Genomic DNA, 20,428 nt, shown 5'->3' with positions numbered 1-20,428 from the left:
GCGAAATCGCGACAGTTCCATGCGGCGACGCCGCTTCGGAACCATTTTGAAACCCGGCGCCCGCGCCGGGTTTTTTCGTTCCATTCAGGGAATGGCGAACAGCAGCGAGACGAAAAGGCCGAAGAAGATGATCAGGCCGACGCGGTTGTTCGATTTGAAGAGCGCCAGGCATTGGACGGGATCATCGATATCAAGCCGGACGATCTGCCAGGCGAACATGCCGGCCGCGCCGATGAGCGCCAGGAAAGCGATGAGATTGGCGTCGCCGAGCAGGAAAGCGGCAAACATCAGCACCAGCGTCAGCCCATAAAGGCCGATCAGCCAAAGCCTCGTCCTGTCGCCGAAGAGCCGCGCGGTGGAGCGCACGCCGATCAGCTCGTCGTCTTCCTTGTCCTGATGGGCGTAGATCGTGTCATAACCGATCGTCCAGGCGACGGAGGCGGCATAAAGCAGGATCGCTGCGAAGGAGAGGCCGCCCGATATGCCGGCCCAGCCCATCAGCGCGCCCCAGGAAAAGGCAAGTCCCAGGAAGAATTGCGGCCAGTCGGTGAAGCGTTTGGCGAAGGGATAAAGCGCGACGATGCCGAGCGAGAGAATGCCGAGGAAAACGGTCAGCCAGTTGAACTGCAGCAGCACGAAAAGGCCGACCAGCGCCTGCAGGCCGATGAAGATCTTTGCGTGGGCGCGGGTGACGCGGCCGGACGGAAGCGGACGCGAGCGCGTGCGCGCCACTTCCATGTCGATCTCGTGGTCGACGAGATCGTTGTACGTGCAGCCGGCGCCGCGCATGGCGACCGCGCCGATGAAATAGAGGATGAGATGGGAGACCAGCAGGCTGCCGGAATAGCGTCCCTCGCCGATCGCCGCATTGGCAGCGAGGCTCGCCGACCAGAAGCACGGCCACATCAAGAGCTGCCAGCCGATGGGCCGGTCCCAGCGCGCCAGTTGCGCATAAGGCCAGAGCCATGGCGGCAGGATCCGGTAGACCCAGTTATCGGAAGGTGCGTCGGAGACGCGATCGTGAAAATGATCGGTATCTTGCATGCCTTTCATCTAGCGGCGGGCTGCCGATCCGGTCAAGAAGCGATCGCGGCGTCACGGGAGCAGCTTCGCTTTTCTTCGAACCGCGGAAATGCTTTATCACTTTGTTTTCTCTCAATTCCTGACGCAAAACCCGTGGATGCTTTTGCCGAAATTGCTCCAATCACTGCAGTGAGAAATTGAACCTGTAAGTCGCCGAGACGCCGATCAGGACCTGGTTCTTCGAGCCGCGCTCCCTGACGAGGCTGCTGTCGGCAGCCGGGCCTGCGAGCCGCTTATATTCCAGGAAGGAACTCGCCGACAGGTTTTCCGTTGCCTTCCATGTCAGGGCTGCACCCGCGCCGTAAGACTGGATACCCGATGACGGCTTGTAGGGATCGAGGCCGCTTGCCGCAGCCTGCTTGGCGTTGACGCCGTAATAGGCGTCGTAATAACCGCTGGTGGCGAATGTCGCGCGCGGACCGCCGGAAAGCTGCAGATCGGGCGCGATGTCGGTGAAGGCATCGACGGCGAGATCGGCGACGACGCCATCATGCGAGCGGATGCCCTGGCGGACTTCGGCGCGGGCGCGAATGAAATCGGTCGGATACACTTCGACGAAACCGCCGGCTTCCGCTCCCCACTTGACCTTCTTCATGCCCTTCAACTCATGGCCATCGCCATCATCGCGCGAAGGCACGAACCGGCCGACGATACCGGCGCGGAGAGTGCCGTTGTCGACGAGGGCGAAGGAAGGATTGTCGTTGCGCGAGGAAAAGCGCGGCGCCGATCCTTGCCGGCCGGCCGAGATCAGCGGGCTGAACCTGAATTCATAACGCCGTGAGCCTTCGAACTTCGGAGCGGAGAAACCGGCGACGCCGACGCTCAGATACCAGTCGCCAGACCAGAAATGCTGGCCGCTTTCCTGTGCGGCCGCCGAACCAAAGGAAGAAAAGGCAATAAGCAAAGAAATCGATACGACTGATCGACGAGACACGTCCGCACTCCAGAAAACGCAAAAACAAAGCCGCGGAGGGCGGCGGTCGCTACATTTATCGTGAGGTCGTTACGCCAATGTTAACCACGGCCAAAGGGCCCGTGAAAGCTGTGCCGTGCGGCCCTCACCAACGGCTATTGGCCCATCCCGTCCCCGCAGGTCCCTATCTCTGGTTCCACCGGCGGATGACCGGTTCGGTCAAATCGTGCTCATAGCCGAGCACGCTGATGCTCGCGGTATCCAGCACGAAATGCGCGCCGCCCTGCGGCGGCAGGCCGAGCCAGCGGGCGGCGAGCACGCGCAGGAAATGCGAGCTCGAGAAGATCAGGATGCTGGCAGGCGCCTGGCGAAGCCCGTCGATGACGGCATCCGCGCGGGCGCCGACGTCGGCGGCGCCTTCACCGTTCGGGCAGCCGTCGCGAAAGAGCTGCCAGCCGGGGCGATCCGCCAGAATAGCCTTCGTCGTGATGCCCTCGTAGGCGCCGTAATCCCATTCGGCGAGATCCTCACGGATCACCACTCCGGAGCCGAATCCGGCAAGCATGCAGGTTTTGCGGGCACGCTCGGAGGGACTAGACCAGATGGCGGAGAAGGAAAGACCCGCCAGCCGGTCGGCAAGCTTGCGCGCGGCGGCCTCGCCATTTTCCGTCAAGGGAATATCGCTTCGCCCGGTATGACGCCCGGAACGGCTCCATTCGGTTTCGCCATGCCGCACGAGATAGATTTCGGGAAACGCACTGCTCATCGGCATGCCCTTTCATGACCGGCACAAATACTGACTGTCAGAACGTCACCTTCTCCAGCGGTGGGCGGTTCGCCTCGAACTCCTTCAGCTTCGCTTCGTTCCGGGCAATGTAATTGCGGTTGTCGGGAACCGTGAACTGGTTCTTGGCGATCTGAATCTGCAGGATGAAGAGTTCGTCCCAGCGGAAGCCCATTTCCGAGCCGGCGAGATAGAATTCCCACATGCGGAAGAACTGCTCGTCGTAAAGCGCCACGGCTTCGGCCTTGCGCGCCACGAAACGCTCGCGCCAGTGGCGCAGTGTATAGGCATAATGCATCGGCAGGATTTCGACGTCTCTAACCAGAAGTCCGGCCTTTTCGAGCGGCGGCAGAACCTCGCCGACCGAGGGGATGTAGCCGCCGGGGAAGATATATTTCTCGATGAAGGCGTTGGTGCCGAAGCTCGGCTTCGGACGGCCGATTGAATGCAGGACCATGACGCCGTTGTCGTCAAGCAGGTCCGCTACCTTGCGGAAGAAATTGCCGTAATTGCCGATACCGACATGCTCGAACATGCCGACCGAGACGATGCGGTCGAACTTCCGGCCGGTCATGCTGCGGTAATCCTGCAGCTCGAACCGCACGCGATCGCCCAGGCCGCGCTTTTCGGCGCGCGTGCGCGACACCTTGAGCTGCTCTTCACTCAGCGTAATACCGGTGAAATCGGATCCTTCCGCCGCCTCCGCCAGATACATGCCCATGCCGCCCCAGCCGGAGCCGATCTCCAGGATGCGCTGGTTCGGCTCGAGCAGAAGCTTGGCGGCGATATGGCGTTTCTTGGCAAGCTGCGCCTCGTCGAGGCCGATGCCCGGCGGCTCGAAATAGGCACAGGAATATTGCCAATCCTCATCGAGGAAAAGGTCGAAGAGCTTGGCCGACAGATCGTAATGATGAGCGACGTTGTGCTTGTTGCGATTGACGGGCACGCGGCTCTTCAGCTGCTGCCAAGCAATGCGGCCGACGAGCAGCGCCGCCATCTTGAAATCGAAAATCTCGTTGGTGGTGTTCTGCTTCACCAGCGACAGGAAATCGTAAATATTGCCCTTTTCGAGAATGAACCGGCCCTGCATGTACATTTCGCCGAGCTTCATCGTCGGGTCGTGCCGGATGGCGTCCTCGGCCTCCTGATCGGCAACGCGGGCGGCAACCATGTCTCCGCTGCCGTCGCCGATCATGTGGGTGTCGCCATTGGCAAGGGTAAGTTTCAAGGACCCCTTGCGGATGATTTGCTGGACGATCGAAAGGAAAGCCGACGCCATGGACGCCTCGCAAATGTGACAGGATGGTCACATCAACTTAATAGCTCTCCTTCGCCTTACAAGCGCCGGATTTAGCACTCTTTCGAGAACTTTGCCAAACTGTTGCATTTTTGCCGAAAGGCAGGCTAAGCCATTATTTTCGCTTCATGGCTTCGGCAAGTGCCGCGCCGAAAGCGCCCTGGCTTTCCTGTTTCGGAGCGGCCGGCCGGCGATCGTTCTGCGGCCGCGAACCCTGACTTCCGCGAGAATCACCGCGCGGGGAAGGCGCCGAAGAACCGTCGTCGCGCCGCATCGAAAGACCGATCCGCTTGCGTTTGGCATCGACCTCGACGACGCGCACCTTGACGACGTCGCCGGCCTTCACGACCTCGTGCGGATCCTTGACGAAACGGTCGGCAAGCTGGGACACATGCACGAGACCATCCTGGTGCACGCCGATATCGACGAAGGCGCCGAAGGCCGCGACATTGGTCACCGTGCCTTCCAGCACCATGCCGGGCTTCAAATCGGAAATTTCGTTGACGCCTTCGGCAAAGGTCGCGGTCTTGAAGCTCGGGCGCGGGTCGCGGCCGGGCTTTTCCAACTCGGCGATGATGTCGCGAACCGTCGGCAGACCGAATTTCTCGTCGATGAACTGGCGCGGATCGATCGATTTCAGAACGGCGCTGTCGCCCATCAGCGCCCTGAGATCGCGGCCGCAAGCGGCGACGATCTTCTTGGCGACGCCGTAGGCCTCCGGGTGAACCGATGAGGCATCGAGCGGCTCCTTGCCGTTCGGGATGCGCAGGAAGCCGGCGCATTGCTCGAAGGTGCGACCGCCGAGCCGGGCGACCTTCAACAGATCGCGGCGCGTCTCGAAGCGGCCCTCGCTGTCGCGGTGGCGCACGATCGCATCGGCGATCGACGGCCCGAGGCCGGAGACGCGGGCGAGCAGCGGCGCGGACGCGGTGTTGAGATCGACGCCGACGGCATTCACCGCGTCTTCGACCACGGCGTCGAGCGAGCGCGACAGCTTCTGCTGGTCGACATCGTGCTGATACTGGCCGACGCCGATCGACTTCGGCTCGATCTTGACGAGTTCGGCAAGCGGATCCTGCAGGCGGCGTGCGATGGAGACGGCGCCACGCAGCGACACGTCGAGATCGGGGAATTCGGCAGCACCTGTCGCCGAGGCGGAATAGACCGAGGCGCCGGCTTCGGAAACGATGACCTTCGTCGGCTTCGGCGCTGGCAGTTCGGCCAGCATGTCGGCCACCAGCTTTTCCGTTTCGCGGCTGCCGGTGCCGTTGCCGATCGAGATCAGTTCGACATTGTGCTTGCGGATCAGCGATGCGAGCTCGACCTGGGCGCCGCGCACATCGTTCCGCGGCTGGAAGGGATAGACGGTCGAGGTCGCCACCACCTTGCCGGTCCCATCGACGACGGCAACCTTGACGCCGGTACGGATGCCGGGATCGAGGCCCATCGTCGCGCGCGAGCCGGCGGGTGCGGCAAGCAGCAGATCCTTGAGGTTGCGGGCGAAGACATGGATCGCCTCCTCTTCGGCCCTTTCTCGCAGTTCGCGCATCAGGTCGAGCGAGAGCGACATGGATAGCTTCACGCGCCAGGTCCAGCTTGCCACATCCATCAGCCAGCGGTCGCCCGGGCGGCTCGCGCCGATCTCGTAGGCAGCGGCGATCATGCGTTCAACAGGCTTGTTCGGCGAGACGGCCTCGGCGTCCGCCTCGATCGTCAGCGTAAGCACTTCCTCGTTCCAGCCGCGCAGCATGGCGAGCGCGCGGTGGCCGGGGGCGGTCGCCCAGCGTTCGGAATGGTCGAAATAATCGGAAAACTTTTCGCCCGTCGCCTGCTTGCCGTCGACGACTTTCGCCTTCAGCAGCGACGCTTGGCGCATATGGGCGCGCAATCTGCCGAGCAGATCGGCATTTTCGGCAATGGCTTCGGCGATGATGTCGCGCGCGCCTTCGAGGGCCGCCTTCACATCGGCCACATCAGCGGTGATGAAGCCTTCGGCGAGCACCGCCGGCTCCCTGATGCGGTCGGCAAGGATCACCTCGGCGAGCGGGCCAAGACCGCGTTCGCGGGCAATTTCGGCGCGGGTGCGGCGCTTCGGCTTATAAGGCAGATAGAGATCCTCGAGCTCGGCCTTGGTTTCGGCGCCGGCCACTTTGCCCATCAGTTCGTCGGTCATCTTGCCCTGACCGGTGATCGATTCGACGATCGCGGCACGCCGGGCTTCGAGTTCGCGCAGATAGACCAGCCGCTCGGCGAGATTGCGCAGCTGCGTATCGTCGAGCCCGCCCGTCACCTCCTTGCGGTAGCGCGCGATGAAGGGCACGGTGGCGCCCTCGTCGAGCAGCTCGATCGCGGCTTTGGCCTGATCCGGCCGGGCATTGATTTCGGCCGCGATGCGGGCTGCGAGAAAACGGAGGTCTGCGGCCATAGGCTTCCCTGAGATTTCCTGTTTCGACGAAAGTTGCGGGACCATAGCGGCGAAAAGCGGCAAGGCAATGCCCGACTGTGGTTTCCACAGCGGAAGTTGAGTGATTGGGGATCGGCAGGCGTGTCGCCCTACCCCATCGCTCTCTTCCGTTTTTGCGGTTGTGCAGATGCGCCATTCTTTGATAGCAGAAGCAACGTTTTGGAACGCCCTGCCCGCAGGCGCAAGGAAAAGAGTGACATGCCAAACCTTCTTCTCGAACTCCGCTCCGAAGAGATTCCGGCCCGCATGCAGCGCAAGGCTGCCGGCGATCTGAAGAAGCTCGTCACCGATGCGCTTGTCGAAGCGGGTCTGTCCTATGAGGGCGCGCGCGAATATTGGACGCCGCGCCGGCTTGCGCTCGACATTCACGGCCTGACGGCACGCTCCGCCGATGTGCGCGAGGAGCGCAAGGGGCCGCGCACCGATGCCAACGAGAAGGCGATCGAGGGCTTCCTGCGCGGCGCCGGCCTTTCCTCGGTCTCCGAGGCGCAGGTGGTGAGCGATCCGAAGAAGGGCGATTTTTACGTGGCGGTCATCTCCAAGCCGGGCCGCGCGGCGGAAGAGATCATCGCCGAGGTGATGCCCGGCATCATCCGCGATTTTCCCTGGCCGAAATCCATGCGCTGGGGCAAGGCCTCCTCCAGGCCGGGCGCGCTGCGCTGGGTGCGGCCGCTGCAGTCGATCATCTGCACCTTCGGCCCTGAGCACGAGGAAACGGTCGTCATCCCCTTCGAGATCGACGGCATCACTGCCTCGAACGTCACCTACGGCCATCGCTTCCATGCGCCCGAGGCCATCACCGTGCGCCGTTTCGACGATTATGCGGCGAGCCTCGAAAAGGCCAAGGTCATCCTCGACGCCGAGCGGCGCAAGGACATCATTCTGCACGATGCCCGCGACATCGCTTTCGCCAACGGGCTCGAGCTGGTGGAAGACGAAGGCCTGCTGGAGGAAGTCTCCGGCCTCGTGGAATGGCCGCAGGTGCTGATGGGCAGCTTCGAGGAAGATTATCTCTCCATCCCGTCCGAGATTATCCGGCTGACGATCAAGACCAACCAGAAGTGCTTCGTCACCCGCAAGCAGGGTGAAGACGGGCTATCGAACAAATTCATCCTCGTCTCCAATATCCAGGCGACGGATGGCGGCAAGGAAATCGTTCACGGCAACGGCAAGGTCGTGCGCGCCCGGCTTTCGGACGCGCTGCATTTCTGGAAGCGCGACCAGGGCAATCTGCCGGATCTCGAAACGCTCACGGCTTCGGCCGAGAAGTTCGGCCTCGACCTGAAGAAGCCGCTCGATCAACGCATGGCCAAGCTCGATGCGCTCGACGTGACGTTCCACGCCAAGCTCGGGACGCAAGGCGCGCGCGTCGCCCGCATTCGCGCGCTGGCATCCGAGCTGACGAAGATCACCGGCGCGGACGCGGCTCTTACCGATCGCGCCGCTGTACTTGCCAAGGCCGATCTGCGCACCGAAGCGGTCGGCGAATTCCCGGAGCTGCAGGGCTTGATGGGCCGCAAATATGCGGTGCTGCAGGGCGAGAATGCCTCCGTCGCCGCGGCCATCGAGGATCACTACAAGCCGCAAGGGCCGTCGGACCGCGTGCCGGAGGACAAGGTGGCGATCACGGTCGCGCTTGCGGACAAGCTCGATACGTTGACCGGCTTCTGGGCGATCGATGAAAAGCCGACCGGCTCGAAGGACCCGTTTGCGCTGCGCCGCGCGGCGCTTGGCGTCGTCAGAATCCTGCTGGAGCGCAGGATCCGCCTGCCGCTTCTGGCGACGGCCAGGGATGCCGACCTGCTCTCCTTCTTCCATGATCGCCTCAAGGTCTATCTGCGCGATCAGGGCGCCCGCCACGATCTCATCGATGCCGTGCTGACGCCCGAAGCCGACGACCTGTTGATGGTGGCGCGCCGCGTCGAGGCGCTGACGGCCTTCATCACCTCGGAGGACGGCAAGAACCTGCTTGCCGGCACCAAGCGGGCCACACAGCTGCTCGCCGCCGAGGAAAAGAAGGGAACCGTCATCGCCGATGCCGTCGCGGAAGCGCTTTTGAAGCTCGACGCTGAAAAGGAACTTTTCGCGGCCATATCGAGCGCCTCCAAGGATGCGGCGGATGCCGTCGCCGGAGAGGACTTCCGCTCGGCGATGGCGGCACTTTCCAAGCTGCGTGGCCCTGTCGACCGCTTCTTCGAAGACGTTCTCGTTAACGACGAAGACGCCGCCATCCGCGCCAACCGCCTCGCTTTGCTGCGGCTGATCCGCGAAGCGACGGGAACGGTCGCGGATTTCTCGAAGATTTCGGGTTGAATGCCGGCATCGGCGGTCTGGCATTGCGACCGCCACGGCGTTATTCAATGAGGCATGCAAAACAGGATTCTCGTCAGCGCCTGTCTCATGGGCCAAGCCGTTCGGTATGACGGGCGGGCGAAGCCGTTGCTTCATCCTGCAATCGAGAAATGGCGGGCCGAAGGGCGGCTGGTGACGATCTGTCCCGAGATGTCGGCGGGCATGCCGGTACCGCGGCCGCCGGCGGAGATCGGCGATGGCGCGACCGGCGAGGATGTCTTGGCCGGCTCGGCGCGCGTCATCGAGAGCACCGGGGCAGATGTGACGAAAGAGCTCCTGCAGGCGGCGGAAAACGCCGTCACGCTCGCCAGGCAGGCCGGCTGCCGCTATGCGCTGCTCATCGACGGCAGCCCGTCCTGCGGATCCGATTTCATCTATGACGGGTCGTTTTCCGGCCGCAAGCAGGCCGGCAACGGCGTGACGGCGGCGGCGCTGAAAGCGGCCGGCGTCGAGGTGTTTTCCGATCGCGAGATCGAGCGGCTGATCGAACGCATTTCCGAATGATCATCAAACGGCACGGCCGCCGGAAAACCGGCGGCCGCTAAGGCTCTGGCGATGAAAACTTGTATCCCGGTCTCTTAGGCGGCGCGGCGGCCTCGATGCATGACCGGCTGAGCGCCGGCGGCGCCGACGCGGAAGCCGCGGATAAGATCGACCAGCTCGTCGGTATCGCTGGCCAGCGTTTCGGCCGAGGCCGTGGTCTCTTCGGCCATGGCGGCGTTCTGCTGGGTGGCAGCGTCGAGCTGGTTCATCGAAGATGAGATCGACCGCAGCGTCGTGTCCTGCTCGGAGGCGCTGTGGGCGATCTTGGCGACGATCTCGTTGGCGGCCTTGATCTGGTCGGAGATGCGCTTCAGCGCCTCGCCTGCCTCGCCGACCAGACGGACGCCGTGATCCACCTGGGTGGAGGAGCGGGCGATCTGGTCCTTGATCTCCTTTGCCGCGGCGGCGGACCGCTGGGCAAGTTCGCGCACTTCCTGGGCGACGACCGCAAAGCCCTTGCCGGATTCGCCGGCGCGGGCCGCCTCGACGCCGGCATTCAGCGCCAGGAGGTTGGTCTGGAAGGCGATCTCATCGATGACGCCGATGATCTTCGAAATTTCCGAGGACGACTTCTCGATACCGCTCATCGCCTCGATCGCCTGGCTGACGATGGCATCGCTATGGGTGGCCTCGGTGCTGACGGAATGGACGCGCTGGCTGGCTTCGTGTGCGCCATCGGCTGTCTGGCGGACGGCGACTGTCAGCTCGTCGAGAGCGGCTGAGGTCTCCTCCAGGCTTGCAGCCTGGCGTTCGGTGCGCTGCGACAGCTCGTTGGAAGCGCGGCGGATTTCTTCCTTGCTGGTGCCGATATCGCTGCCCTTGGCGCTGACCTTGGCCATGGCGGCTTCCAGATGCGACAGCGCATCGTTGAAGTTGTCGCGAAGGGCGGCGTATTTCTGACCGAGATCGGCGCAGCGGACGGTGAGATCGCCGCGGGCGATCATCTCCAGCGCCTGGCCGATCGTCGCCACGACCCGGGCCTGAAGTGCGGCTTCGTCGTGCTGCTGGCGCAGATTGTTTTCACGCTCGCTTTCCAGCGCCAGCTGCTGGGCCGCTTCGCGATCCGACATCGCGTGACGCTCCCTGATCTTTTCCTGCAGCGACTGTGTCGCCTTCGCCATCATGCCGACTTCATTGTTCATGGCCGTATGCGGGATGGCGATGGAGACATCCTCTTCGGAGACAGCCTTCAGGGCGGCATGGACGTTGTTGAGAGGTCCTGAAATACCGCGGATGACGACGTAGGCGGCTGCCATGGCAAGGAAAAACAGAACGATGCTGCCGGAGAGCGCGGTCAGGATCGTGCTGTCTATCTGCGCATCGAGATCGTCCATGTAGACGCCGGTGACGACGACGACTTTCCAAGGGTCGAAAGCCTGTCCATAGGCCGTCTTGCGGTAATCGCCGGCCGGTTGGCCCGGTTTGCTGGTGGAATAAAATTCGACAAGGCCTCCGCCCTGCTGACCGAGCTTGACCAGCTCTTCGCGATAGAGCTTGCCCTTGCTATCTGCCTGCCCCTTCAGGTTCTGTCCGACTTTCGCGGCGTCGTAGTGGAACAGCATCTGGACGTCGTAGCTATAACCGAAGAAATAGCCGTCCGGATCGTATTTCATTCCGTTGACGGTGGTATAGGCCTGCTTCTGGGCGTCCTCGAGCGTCATTTCGCCCGCAGTGACCTTGGCCTGGTAAAGCTTGAGAACGGAGACCGCCGACTGAACCTCGGCGCGGAGCATGTCGTAGCGCTCCTTGTAGATCGCATCGACCGACGAGCGGATCTGCAGGGAGGTGGCGACCGCAAAGGCGATCATCAGGCCGACGACCAGCAATATGAGCTGCTTCGATATTTTCAGATTTTTCATGATTCCTCGCAACGGGAACGGCAAAGTACATTCCGGTGCGGTCTTCTACCGCCTGTGCGAGCGCCGAAGGGACGACGCGTCTACCGCTGCTGAATAACATGCTGCGACCGGCGAGGAAGCATCGCCGCTTACCCCATAAGAAAGCTTTAATTTAACGAAAAACGATGCAAAGTTTCCCTAAAAATCCGGGGTGGGAATGACGCGGAAAATCTCGGATTTTCATCCGCTGGTCGTAGACCGATCAATTTTCGGAGAGCGTCTCAAAGCAAGAATGCACCCCCGCTTCTCTTCGAGGGTGCATTCGGTCCACCGAGGTGGAACCCCAAACGATCGAAACCTTGATCGGGCAGGGGCAGGGAACTTTTAAAACCGCAGCTTGAACTGGGAAACGTCGAGAGGGGCCGTTTGTTGCACCATGCCGGCTGCCACGTGCCTGGCATCGCTGCCGATGACGGCGGCGGTCTTGGCATTCATGTCGATCCCCTCGGCCGGCACGACCGAAGGCTCGGCGGCAAGCTGCGTTTCCGGTGTCGCCTTGCTGACGAAGAGAACGGGCGAGCCGCCCATCCAGTTTTCGGTGCGGTAGATCTTCTTTTCGCCGTCGACATCGCGGACTTCGGTAGCCTGGAAGGCGCCGGGCTTCAGCTCCGGGACGGTATAATCCTTCTTGGTCACATCGGCCTGGAGCGGCGGGCAATTGGGGCAGGATTCGCTGACGATGCTGCCGTCACCGTGTGGCGCAGCCGTACCGATCACCTCTATAGAGGATGCCATCGCCGAACCCGCCATCAGCAGGATTGCCGCACCGAAGAAAATCTGCCGCATCAAAGCTACTCCGTCTCACTTCAGGAGCAAAATAGCGCAGCTTTGTTTCCATCCCGTCAGGGCAAAAGGTAAAAATTTAAGGAAGGCGACAAATTATGCTTTGTTCGAGGCTGTTTCGCGCTCGACCGCGCGCCAGCCGATGTCGCGTCGGCAGAAGCCGTTTTCCCAGGAAACCCTGTCGAGCAGCGCATAGGCGCGGTCCTTGGCCTCGGCGACCGTGCCGCCTGACGCCGTCACGTTCAGCACGCGGCCGCCGGTCGCGACCAATGCGCCGTCCTTGAGAGCCGTGCCGGCATGAAACACCTTCTCCCCCTCGCCTGCCTCAGGCAGCGAGAGGATCGGCGTGTTCTTTTCATAAGCGGCGGGATAACCCTTCGAGGCCATGACCACCGTCAGCGCCGGATCGTCGCTCCATTCGGCGCTCACCTGATCGAGCGTGCCGTTGGCGGTGGCGAGCAGCAGCGGCAGCAGATCGCTTTTCAGCCGCATCATCATGACCTGGCATTCGGGATCGCCGAAGCGGACATTGTATTCGATGAGCTCCGGCCCCTTCTTCGTGATCATCAATCCGGCGAAAAACACGCCGGAGAAGGGATGGCCGCTTTCGGCCATGCCACGCATCGTCGGCTCGATGATCTCCTTCATCGTGCGCTCGACCATCTCGGCCGTCATGACGGGCGCCGGCGAATAGGCGCCCATGCCGCCGGTATTGACGCCGGTATCGCCCTCGCCCACCCGCTTGTGATCCTGGGCGGTTGCCAGCGGCAACGCATGTTTTCCATCGCAGAGACAGAAGAAGCTTGCCTCCTCGCCGTCGAGATAGGCTTCGACGACGACTTCGGCGCCGGCGGCGCCAAAAGCACCCTCGAAGCAGTCGTCGACCGCATCAAGCGCCTCGTCCAGCGTCATCGCAACGGTCACGCCCTTGCCGGCGGCAAGGCCGTCCGCCTTGACGACGATCGGCGCGCCTTGGGCGCGGATATAGGCTTTGGCCTTTGGCGCATTGTTGAAACGCTGGTAGGCGCCGGTGGGAATGCCGTAGCGGGCGCAGATATCCTTGGTGAAGCCTTTGGAGCCCTCGAGTTGGGCGGCAGCGGCGGAAGGGCCGAAAACCGTCAGACCATCGGCGCGCAGCCGGTCGGCGAGGCCAGCAACGAGCGGCGCTTCAGGGCCGACGACGACGAAATCGATCGCCTTCTCCCGGCAGAAGGCAGCAATCGCTTCATGTTCCTCGATGTTGATCGGCACCAGGACGGCATGTTCGCCAATGCCGGGATTGCCGGGGGCGGCGTAGAATTCGCTCATCAACGGCGATTGCGCCAGCTTCCAGGCGAGTGCGTGCTCGCGTCCGCCCGATCCGATCAACAGAACCTTCATGCGCCACCCTTTCCTTTTGCCTCTGGCGGTTAAGGGCGAAGGGCGGAAAGGTCAAGCGGGAAAGCTCACCAGCCGCCGCCACCACCGCCTCCACCCCCTCCGCCGGACGAGCCGCCGCCGGAAAAACCGGAGGATGAGCTCGACGGTGGCGGCGAAGGTATCGTCGAAGCGATGGTCGAGGCCATCGAAGAGGAAAAGCCGCCGACACGATCGGAAAAACTGTCACCGTCGAAATTGCCGGAGTACCAGGAGGGCGCATAGGCCGCGGCCGCACCGGCCGCTGCTGCCGCAAGCCAGGTCTCAAAGGTGCGCGACCAGGGCTTTTCAACACCCAACGCCACCGCATAGGGCAACAGTGTCTCGAAATGCTGCGGCGACATCTCAGGCGCGCCCGCCATGTTCATGCGATCCTTTTCGGCCAGCGTCAGATATTGCCGCAGGCCGTCTACGCCGTCCATCATCCTGGCGCCGAGCGGGGTCGGCGCGCCCATGATGAAGAAATAAAGGATGTTCAAGAGCACGATGCCGCCGACGGCAAACAGCATCGGGGTTTCGTGCAGCTCCACCAGCGAAGAGGTGAGCATCAGGACCATGGTCGCCAGAATGCCGATACCGACGAAAACGCCGACCGCCGCGGCGATGACGGCCATGATCTTGCCGAACAGCGAGCCGCCGCGATGCAGCGATTTGACCAGGCCGGCGGCAAAGACGGCAACAAAGACCGAGACGGCGATTGGGATCAGCATCAGCGCGATCGTGTCGGGCTCCAGCGAACCGTAGACGAACAGCAGCACCAGAGCGGCGGCGCTGAGCGCGATGCCGCCGCCGGTATAACCGAGATTCGAGTTGTAATATTTGCCGCGATGCTCCTTCTCGATCGCCGAGCGGAACGATTGGCCGACGGATTTCACCCGTTCGCCATTGGCTTTGTCGATCCGCAGCGTCGCGCCGGCGCCGCCGGCAGCCTTCAGCAGTTCGCTCTCACCGGCCTGGAATTTCTCCTTGCCGAGCGGCTTGCCGGTGCCGCGGATGACGATCGAATTCTTCAGGTCTTCGAGCTTGACGTAGCCGCGGACTGCAAGGTTCAGCGCGGTGGCGGCAAGCGCTGTCCAGCCGCCGCCGGAGAAGCCCTTATTGTCGATATAGTTGACCAGCGCCGGCGAGATGCCATCCGGTGCATCCCAGCGCGGCACGACGACGCCGCGGGCGGGATCGCGGCCGACCTTCAGCCATGATCTGAGATAATAGGCGAAAACCAGGATCAAGCCGCCGAAACCGATGAAATAATTGCGGTTGTCCTTGAGCCACCATGTGCCTTCCATGTCCGCGCTCGGCGAATCGATCGACCCTTTCGGCATACGGATCGCGAAGGTCAGGCCTTCGCCTGCGCCGAGCGGCGCAGTCGTGGACAACAGAAGGCCGGCGCTGGTCTCGCCGACCCGGGCATTCTTCTCCGTCGCGCCTTCGGGGCCGGTGAAGAACGTCGTCTCGGTGGCGGCGACACCTGGCGGCAGCTTCACCGTCGCCGCGGCAGCGCGGATCGGGAAGATCCAGCCATTGCCGGTGACATTCCAGTAGAGTTCGTCATGATCGTCGAAATAGCGGATCTGACGGTTGGTCCTGTAGGTGAAGACATATTGATGACGGCCCGGCGTTACCGTCACATCGGCCGAACCGGCATAGATGCGAATGCCACCGGTGATCGATTCGGTATGCCAAGGTTCGTCCTTGCCATCGCGCTTGACCGACACAACGTCGAAATCGACGCTGCGGCGACGGCCTTCGGCATCGGTGAAATAGAGCGGGAAATCACGGAAGATGCCGTGATTGATGCGATTACCCTCGGCATTGACGGTGATCGTTTCCGCCACCGTCATCGCGCCGTTCTTTTCGAGGACGATCAAGGAGTCGAAACTCTCGATCACTTCGGCGGCAAAGGCCGCCGGAGCGGCGAGCATCCAGATGAGGGCCAAACAAAATCCGAAAAACCGACGCCTCATCCCTGTCTCCCCGCCGGCAGCCTCGGCTGCGCGCTACCTCAATCCTTGTCCTGATATGTCACGCCGAGGGCGGCGAGCGTCCGCCAGTAGGCCGGGAAGGTCTTGCCGACGCAATCGGGGTCGAGAATGGTGATTCCGTCGATCTTCAGCCCGGCGAGCGCGAAGCTCATGGCGATGCGGTGATCGGCGAAGCTGTCGATCTCGGCCGGCAGATGCTGGCCGGCGAGAGCAGGATCGGAATGGACGATCAGATCGTCACCCTCCTCGACGGCCAGGCCTTCGCGGATATTGTTGAGCCCGGTCGAGAGCGCCCGAATGCGGTCGCATTCCTTGACGCGCAGGTTGGCGATGCCGACGAAGCGGACCGGCGTCTCGTTGAAGGCGGCAAGCACGGCGATCGTCGGAACGGCATCCTGCATCTGCGAGCCATCGATTTCAGCCGGCAGATGCGGAAACCTGGCGATCGTGTCGTAGGCCTTGGCATCCGGCTGGGTGAAGGCATCGTTCGGCACGCCGAGATCGATCTTGCCATCGCTCAGCACCTCGGCGGCCCAGAGATAGGTCGCGGCGGATGCATCCGGCTCGATGACGAAATCGGCGGCGCGGTAGCCGGTCGGCTCGACGCGCCAAGTGACGGGACTGGTCTTTTCGACCTTGGCGCCGAAGGCCTTCATCGCCGCCGTGGTCAGATCGATATAGCCAAGCGCGCCGATATCCTCGCCGACGAGTTCGATGTCGACAGGACGGTCGCCGCCCGCCGCCATCATCAGCAGCGCCGAGACATATTGGCTGGACAGCCCGCCATCGATCAGGATTCGGTCGGCCTCGAAGCGGCCTGTGCCCCGAACGGTGACCGGCGGGCAGCCGGTCTCGGCGCTCACATCGATGCCGAGCGTGCGCATCGCCTCGACCAGCGGGCCGATCGGGCGCTTGCGCATGTGCTCATCGCCATCGACGATGACGGTCCCATCCACCAGAGCAGCAGCGGCCGTCAGGAAGCGCGTCGCCGTGCCGGCATTACCGAGGAAAAGCGGCGCCTTCGGCGGCGCGAGCCGGCCGCTGCCCGTGACCACGAAGGTGGTATCGTCTGGCTCATCGATCGCAACGCCCATGGCGCGCAACGCATCGGCCATATAACGTGTGTCGTCGCTCTTCAGCGCGCCGGTCAGCCGGCTCGTGCCCTTGGCAAGGCCGGCGAGCAGCAGTGCGCGATTGGTGATCGACTTCGAACCCGGCGGCATGGCGCGGCCCGAAAGCGGCCTGGCCGGCGGGATGATCGTGAGTTTGGCTGTGCGTGTCATGCTAAGTCTTCCGTATAGGCGAGCCTTCGGCCGCAATCTGCCCCTGCTCTTATTCGCTTTTTCGCAAAGGCAAAATGCCGGATCGTCAGAATTTGACGCTCGGGACGGCGCGATCGGCCTCATTGGTGATCTCGAAATACTCGCGCTTGGCAAAACCGAACTGGCCGGCGACGAGATTAGAGGGGAAGCTCTCGACCTTGACGTTCAGATCGCGGGCAGCCCCGTTGTAATAACGCCGCGCCATCTGCAACTCGCCTTCCATGGTTTCGAGCGAAGCCTGGAGTTCAGCAAAATTCTGGTTGGCCTTGAGATCCGGATAGGCTTCGGCGAGCGCAATGACCCGGCCGAGCGCCTGGCCAAGCAGCCCTTCCGCCTGCGCCCTGCCGGCAACATCTCCTGCCGGCACGGCCTGCGCCTTGTTGCGGAGCGCGACCACCTCTTCCAGCGTCGACTTTTCGTGAGCGGCGTAGCCCTTGACGGTCTCGATCAGGTTCGGGATCAGATCGGCACGGCGCTTGAGCTGCACATCGATACCGGACCAGGCTTCTTCCGCCATCTGCCGCGAGCGAACAAGGCCGTTGTAGATGAAGACGACATAGAGTGCGACCAAAACGATGACGCCAAGCGCAATATACATCGCGAATCCTCTGCAACGAAGTAATGTTTGCGCAAAGACTATGCAGGATTCCCGACTGTCGTCAAACAGCGATATGCGCGAGAATTCGGGCCGCCGTCCGCTCCGGCGAAAGGTCCGTCGTGTCAATTTCGACTGTGTGTTCAGCCAGTCCACGCAGCAATTTATAGTTTGCCCGGAGCTGTTGCAGCATCGCCGTATCCGTCAGCTTGAGCGCCTCGGATCGGCCGGGAAAGACGAGGCGCCTGGCATTCTCCTCCGGCGCGCAATCGAGGAGAACCGCGACCAGATCCGCGCCTCTGGCGGCAGCCAGATCGAGATACCAGGAGAACATCGCACTATCATGCTCGTCATCGGAAAGAGCATCGGTAAAAACGAAGCTTTCAGCCGGATCGGCGCGCACGGCGTGGTCGAAAACCGCCCGCCGGATCTGCTCACGCAGCGATGCATGCAGAGGGTTGCTGCGGGTGAAAAGCGCTTCGGCCGGATTGAGCAGAATGTGATTGTCGATGAGCCGCGCGCCAAGCTTTTTCGCCAGCAAACGGCCGACCGTCAGCTTCCCGGTGCCTGGCCAGCCGTTGATGTGGACGATACGGCTGGCAGGCTTTTGCGTCACGCCGCCTCTTTGCCCAGATTGACGCCGCCGGCGTCGGTCAGCAGGAAGGCTTCGCCGCAGGCCTTGGCGAGCGTGCGCACGCGTAGGATATAGCTCTGGCGCTCGGTGACCGAAATGACGCCGCGGGCATCCAGCAGATTGAAGACGTGGCTGGCCTTGATGCACTGGTCATAGGCCGGGAAGACGCATTTGTGGAGGCGCTGGTTGGCATTGTCGCCGGGGGCGCCGGCATCGAGCAGCGCCCGGCATTCCTTCTCGGCATCGACGAAGTGGCGATGCAGCATCTCGGTATTGGCGAATTCGAAGTTATGGCGCGAATATTCCTGCTCGGCCTGCAGGAAGACATCGCCGTAGCTGATCTTCTCGTCGCCTTCGCGGCCATTGAAGTTCAGGTCGTAGACATTGTCGACGCCCTGGACATACATGGCGAGGCGCTCGAGACCATAGGTCAGTTCGCCTGCGACCGGCGAGCATTCGATGCCGCAGACCTGCTGGAAATAGGTGAACTGCGAGACTTCCATGCCGTCGCACCAGCATTCCCAGCCAAGACCCCAGGCGCCGAGCGTCGGGCTTTCCCAGTCATCCTCGACGAAACGGATGTCGTGCAGCAGCGGATCGAGACCGATCGCCGCCAGCGAGCCGAGATAGAGTTCCTGCAGGTTGGGCGGGTTCGGCTTCAGGATGACCTGATACTGGTAATAATGCTGCAGGCGGTTCGGGTTTTCGCCGTAGCGGCCATCCGACGGACGGCGTGACGGCTGGACATAGGCGGCCTTCCAGGGCTTGGGGCCGAGGGCGCGCAGCGTTGTGGCCGGGTGAAAGGTGCCGGCGCCGACTTCCATGTCGTAAGGCTGCAGAACCGCGCAACCCTTATCCGCCCAGTAGCTATGCAGGGTCAGGATCAGCGCCTGGAACGAGCGCTTCGGGTTCATATGGTCGGGAAGAGCTGACATGGGATGACACCGGTTGCGTAGGGATTATCGGCGCGACTGGTGCCATGGAGGGCCGCAGGGGTCAAGGCTTTTGCAAGAGTGGGCCGGCCTGTATGGAGAGACTCTCTGCCCGCAAACGGGGCGAGGGTGTGACGACGTCGGTGAGGGACGGATAGGTCGCGGCACATCCCTTCTCCCCAGCGGGGAGAAGATGCCGGCAGGCAGATGAGGGGGTGAGCGGCAAAGCCGCGAATGCGCTGAGCGTAAGCGAAGGGCAATAAATGTCGTGCCGTGCTGCCCCCTCATCCGACCCTTCGGGCCACCTTCTCCCCGCTGGGGAGAAGGGAGAATCGGCGCCTATTCCCCATCCCGCTTCAGCCGGTATTCGCCGGTCACCGGATCCTTGACCAACGTGCCGATCGCGCCGGTCTGGCGCTCCTTTTCCGTGCGGCGCGACTTCTCGGCGAGCTTGCGGGCATCGGAGACGAAGCGGCGGTAGAGCCACCAGGCGGAAAAGACCAGGACCAGGATCGTGATAAGCTGCGCCATGTCCCTCTCTTGCTCCTCTCAAAGCCCGAACCGGCTCCACAATGCTCTCTCTTCCGCCGCTTCGACAAGCCCCGTTGCGAGACTGGATGCGGCGCCGTCGAGTGTGACGGACGAAACGCCGGGAATGCGGCGGCCGAGCAGGCCGCGGCCGGCGGTGACGAGTTCCAGCCTGGCCTTTTGGCCATAACGTCTCTTCAGTTCCTGGCGCATGTCGCCGAGGCCATCGATGAGGCCGAGTTCGAGGCCGCGCGTGCCGCTCCAGAACAGGCCCGAGAAGACCGTCGCATCGTCCGTCAGCTTGCCGGCGCGGCGTTCGCGCACCATCGCTATGAAGACCTGATGGATTTCGAGCTGCAGGCTCTTCAGATATTCGATGTCCTTTTCCTTTTCCGGCTGGAACGGATCGAGGATCACCTTGTTTTCGCCTGCAGTATAGACGCGGCGCTCGACGCCGATCTTCTTCAGGAGTTCAGGAAAGCCGAAACCGCCGGAGACGACGCCGATCGAGCCGACGATGGAGGTGGCGTCGGCGATGATCTCGTCGCCGGCAAGCGCGATCATATAACCGCCGGACGCGGCGACATCCTCGACGAAGACCAGCACCTTCTTCTGCTTTTCGCGGGCGAGTTCGCGGATGCGGGTGAAGATCAGGCGGGACTGGACGGGCGAACCGCCCGGCGAATTGATCGAAAGGGCGACCGCCGGCGCATCTTTCATGGCGAAGGCTTTTTCCAGAACCGGGGCGACATTGGCGAGATTGAGGGTCGGCCGGAACTGGCCGCCGCCGCTCATGATCGCGCCCTGCAATCTGACGACCGGAATGACGACGCCATCCTTGCGGAACCGTTTCGGCATCAGCTTTCTCAAGAATCCGGCCATTTCCCATCCTTCGCTTCGGG

General features: G+C 62.6%; 17 protein-coding genes. 2 read left to right on the top strand and 15 right to left on the bottom strand.

Annotated features, from left to right (window positions below):
• Window positions 1-84 precede the first annotated feature (84 nt).
• From ubiA to CO670_RS13040, 5 genes are all read right to left on the bottom strand, one after another.
• Window positions 85-1,044 (bottom strand): 4-hydroxybenzoate octaprenyltransferase, encoded by a 960-nt coding sequence (gene ubiA, locus CO670_RS13060; protein WP_097590623.1) that lies wholly within the window; start codon window positions 1,042-1,044, stop codon window positions 85-87.
• Window positions 1,045-1,204: 160 nt separating this feature from the next.
• The gene (locus CO670_RS13055) at window positions 1,205-2,017 is read right to left on the bottom strand and encodes a MipA/OmpV family protein (RefSeq protein WP_097590622.1); all 813 of its coding nucleotides are present in this window, start codon (window positions 2,015-2,017) and stop codon (window positions 1,205-1,207) included.
• A 163-nt stretch (window positions 2,018-2,180) separates the two neighbouring features.
• Complete coding sequence (locus CO670_RS13050; protein WP_097590718.1) at window positions 2,181-2,762, bottom strand: histidine phosphatase family protein; 582 nt, start codon at window positions 2,760-2,762, stop codon at window positions 2,181-2,183.
• Window positions 2,763-2,799: 37 nt separating this feature from the next.
• Window positions 2,800-4,059 carry a cyclopropane-fatty-acyl-phospholipid synthase family protein gene (locus CO670_RS13045; RefSeq protein WP_097590621.1) on the bottom strand — a complete coding sequence of 420 codons (1,260 nt, stop codon included), beginning with the start codon at window positions 4,057-4,059 and terminating at the stop codon, window positions 2,800-2,802.
• A 133-nt stretch (window positions 4,060-4,192) separates the two neighbouring features.
• A complete protein-coding gene (locus tag CO670_RS13040; RefSeq protein ID WP_097590620.1) occupies window positions 4,193-6,502 on the bottom strand; it encodes a Tex family protein in 2,310 nt (769 codons plus the stop codon).
• 237 nt (window positions 6,503-6,739) lie between these two features.
• Between CO670_RS13040 and glyS the strand changes: the two genes are divergently transcribed.
• A complete protein-coding gene (gene glyS, locus CO670_RS13035) occupies window positions 6,740-8,854 on the top strand; it encodes a glycine--tRNA ligase subunit beta (protein ID WP_097590619.1) in 2,115 nt (704 codons plus the stop codon).
• Between the two features lie 54 nt (window positions 8,855-8,908).
• Window positions 8,909-9,397, top strand: a complete 489-nt coding sequence (locus CO670_RS13030) for a DUF523 domain-containing protein (protein ID WP_097590618.1) — start codon at window positions 8,909-8,911, stop codon at window positions 9,395-9,397.
• A 74-nt stretch (window positions 9,398-9,471) separates the two neighbouring features.
• Here the strand turns inward: CO670_RS13030 and CO670_RS13025 are convergent, their stop codons facing one another.
• The 10 genes from CO670_RS13025 to CO670_RS12980 form a co-directional block, all read right to left on the bottom strand.
• Complete coding sequence (locus CO670_RS13025) at window positions 9,472-11,295, bottom strand: methyl-accepting chemotaxis protein (RefSeq protein ID WP_097590617.1); 1,824 nt, start codon at window positions 11,293-11,295, stop codon at window positions 9,472-9,474.
• Window positions 11,296-11,658: 363 nt separating this feature from the next.
• On the bottom strand, window positions 11,659-12,120 hold the full coding sequence (locus CO670_RS13020; protein ID WP_097590616.1) for a plant virulence effector HPE1-like domain-containing protein: 462 nt from the start codon (window positions 12,118-12,120) through the stop codon (window positions 11,659-11,661).
• Window positions 12,121-12,213: 93 nt separating this feature from the next.
• Window positions 12,214-13,497, bottom strand: coding sequence for a phosphoribosylamine--glycine ligase (gene purD, locus CO670_RS13015; protein ID WP_097590615.1), 1,284 nt, complete (start codon window positions 13,495-13,497; stop codon window positions 12,214-12,216).
• 65 nt (window positions 13,498-13,562) lie between these two features.
• A complete protein-coding gene (locus CO670_RS13010) occupies window positions 13,563-15,497 on the bottom strand; it encodes a DUF2207 domain-containing protein (RefSeq protein ID WP_097590614.1) in 1,935 nt (644 codons plus the stop codon).
• Between the two features lie 38 nt (window positions 15,498-15,535).
• Window positions 15,536-16,798, bottom strand: coding sequence for a 3-phosphoshikimate 1-carboxyvinyltransferase (locus CO670_RS13005; RefSeq protein ID WP_097590613.1), 1,263 nt, complete (start codon window positions 16,796-16,798; stop codon window positions 15,536-15,538).
• A gap of 85 nt (window positions 16,799-16,883) precedes the next feature.
• Complete coding sequence (locus CO670_RS13000; RefSeq protein WP_003588211.1) at window positions 16,884-17,435, bottom strand: LemA family protein; 552 nt, start codon at window positions 17,433-17,435, stop codon at window positions 16,884-16,886.
• 61 nt (window positions 17,436-17,496) lie between these two features.
• Entirely contained in the window at window positions 17,497-18,048 is a 552-nt protein-coding gene (locus CO670_RS12995) for an AAA family ATPase (RefSeq protein ID WP_097590612.1), read from the bottom strand.
• Window positions 18,045-19,001 carry a glycine--tRNA ligase subunit alpha gene (locus tag CO670_RS12990; RefSeq protein WP_097590611.1) on the bottom strand — a complete coding sequence of 319 codons (957 nt, stop codon included), beginning with the start codon at window positions 18,999-19,001 and terminating at the stop codon, window positions 18,045-18,047. Before CO670_RS12990 ends, CO670_RS12995 begins: the two co-directional genes overlap by 4 nt.
• Before the next feature lie 336 nt (window positions 19,002-19,337).
• Window positions 19,338-19,529: a hypothetical protein gene (locus CO670_RS12985; RefSeq protein WP_088678513.1), complete on the bottom strand. Its 192-nt coding sequence runs from the start codon at window positions 19,527-19,529 to the stop codon at window positions 19,338-19,340.
• 18 nt (window positions 19,530-19,547) lie between these two features.
• A complete protein-coding gene (locus tag CO670_RS12980) occupies window positions 19,548-20,408 on the bottom strand; it encodes a S49 family peptidase (protein WP_088678514.1) in 861 nt (286 codons plus the stop codon).
• Window positions 20,409-20,428: the final 20 nt, after the last annotated feature.

It is taken from the genome of Rhizobium sp. J15, assembly GCF_002531825.1.
Lineage (GTDB): Bacteria > Pseudomonadota > Alphaproteobacteria > Rhizobiales > Rhizobiaceae > Rhizobium.
This window is presented reverse-complemented; position numbering and strand designations above follow the sequence as displayed.

What these genes read in the sequence shown, in the direction of transcription:
- purD (WP_097590615.1), bottom strand. Translation starts at nt 13,497, where the DNA reads ATGAAGGTTCTGTTGATCGGATCGGGCGGACGCGAGCACGCACTCGCC.
- CO670_RS13010 (WP_097590614.1), bottom strand. Translation starts at nt 15,497, where the DNA reads ATGAGGCGTCGGTTTTTCGGATTTTGTTTGGCCCTCATCTGGATGCTC.
- CO670_RS13020 (WP_097590616.1), bottom strand. Translation starts at nt 12,120, where the DNA reads ATGCGGCAGATTTTCTTCGGTGCGGCAATCCTGCTGATGGCGGGTTCG.
- CO670_RS13045 (WP_097590621.1), bottom strand. Translation starts at nt 4,059, where the DNA reads ATGGCGTCGGCTTTCCTTTCGATCGTCCAGCAAATCATCCGCAAGGGG.
- CO670_RS12990 (WP_097590611.1), bottom strand. Translation starts at nt 19,001, where the DNA reads ATGTCAGCTCTTCCCGACCATATGAACCCGAAGCGCTCGTTCCAGGCG.
- CO670_RS13000 (WP_003588211.1), bottom strand. Translation starts at nt 17,435, where the DNA reads ATGTATATTGCGCTTGGCGTCATCGTTTTGGTCGCACTCTATGTCGTC.
- CO670_RS13005 (WP_097590613.1), bottom strand. Translation starts at nt 16,798, where the DNA reads ATGACACGCACAGCCAAACTCACGATCATCCCGCCGGCCAGGCCGCTT.
- CO670_RS13040 (WP_097590620.1), bottom strand. Translation starts at nt 6,502, where the DNA reads ATGGCCGCAGACCTCCGTTTTCTCGCAGCCCGCATCGCGGCCGAAATC.
- CO670_RS13030 (WP_097590618.1), top strand. Translation starts at nt 8,909, where the DNA reads ATGCAAAACAGGATTCTCGTCAGCGCCTGTCTCATGGGCCAAGCCGTT.
- glyS (WP_097590619.1), top strand. Translation starts at nt 6,740, where the DNA reads ATGCCAAACCTTCTTCTCGAACTCCGCTCCGAAGAGATTCCGGCCCGC.
- ubiA (WP_097590623.1), bottom strand. Translation starts at nt 1,044, where the DNA reads ATGCAAGATACCGATCATTTTCACGATCGCGTCTCCGACGCACCTTCC.
- CO670_RS13025 (WP_097590617.1), bottom strand. Translation starts at nt 11,295, where the DNA reads ATGAAAAATCTGAAAATATCGAAGCAGCTCATATTGCTGGTCGTCGGC.
- CO670_RS12985 (WP_088678513.1), bottom strand. Translation starts at nt 19,529, where the DNA reads ATGGCGCAGCTTATCACGATCCTGGTCCTGGTCTTTTCCGCCTGGTGG.
- CO670_RS13050 (WP_097590718.1), bottom strand. Translation starts at nt 2,762, where the DNA reads ATGAGCAGTGCGTTTCCCGAAATCTATCTCGTGCGGCATGGCGAAACC.
- CO670_RS12980 (WP_088678514.1), bottom strand. Translation starts at nt 20,408, where the DNA reads ATGGCCGGATTCTTGAGAAAGCTGATGCCGAAACGGTTCCGCAAGGAT.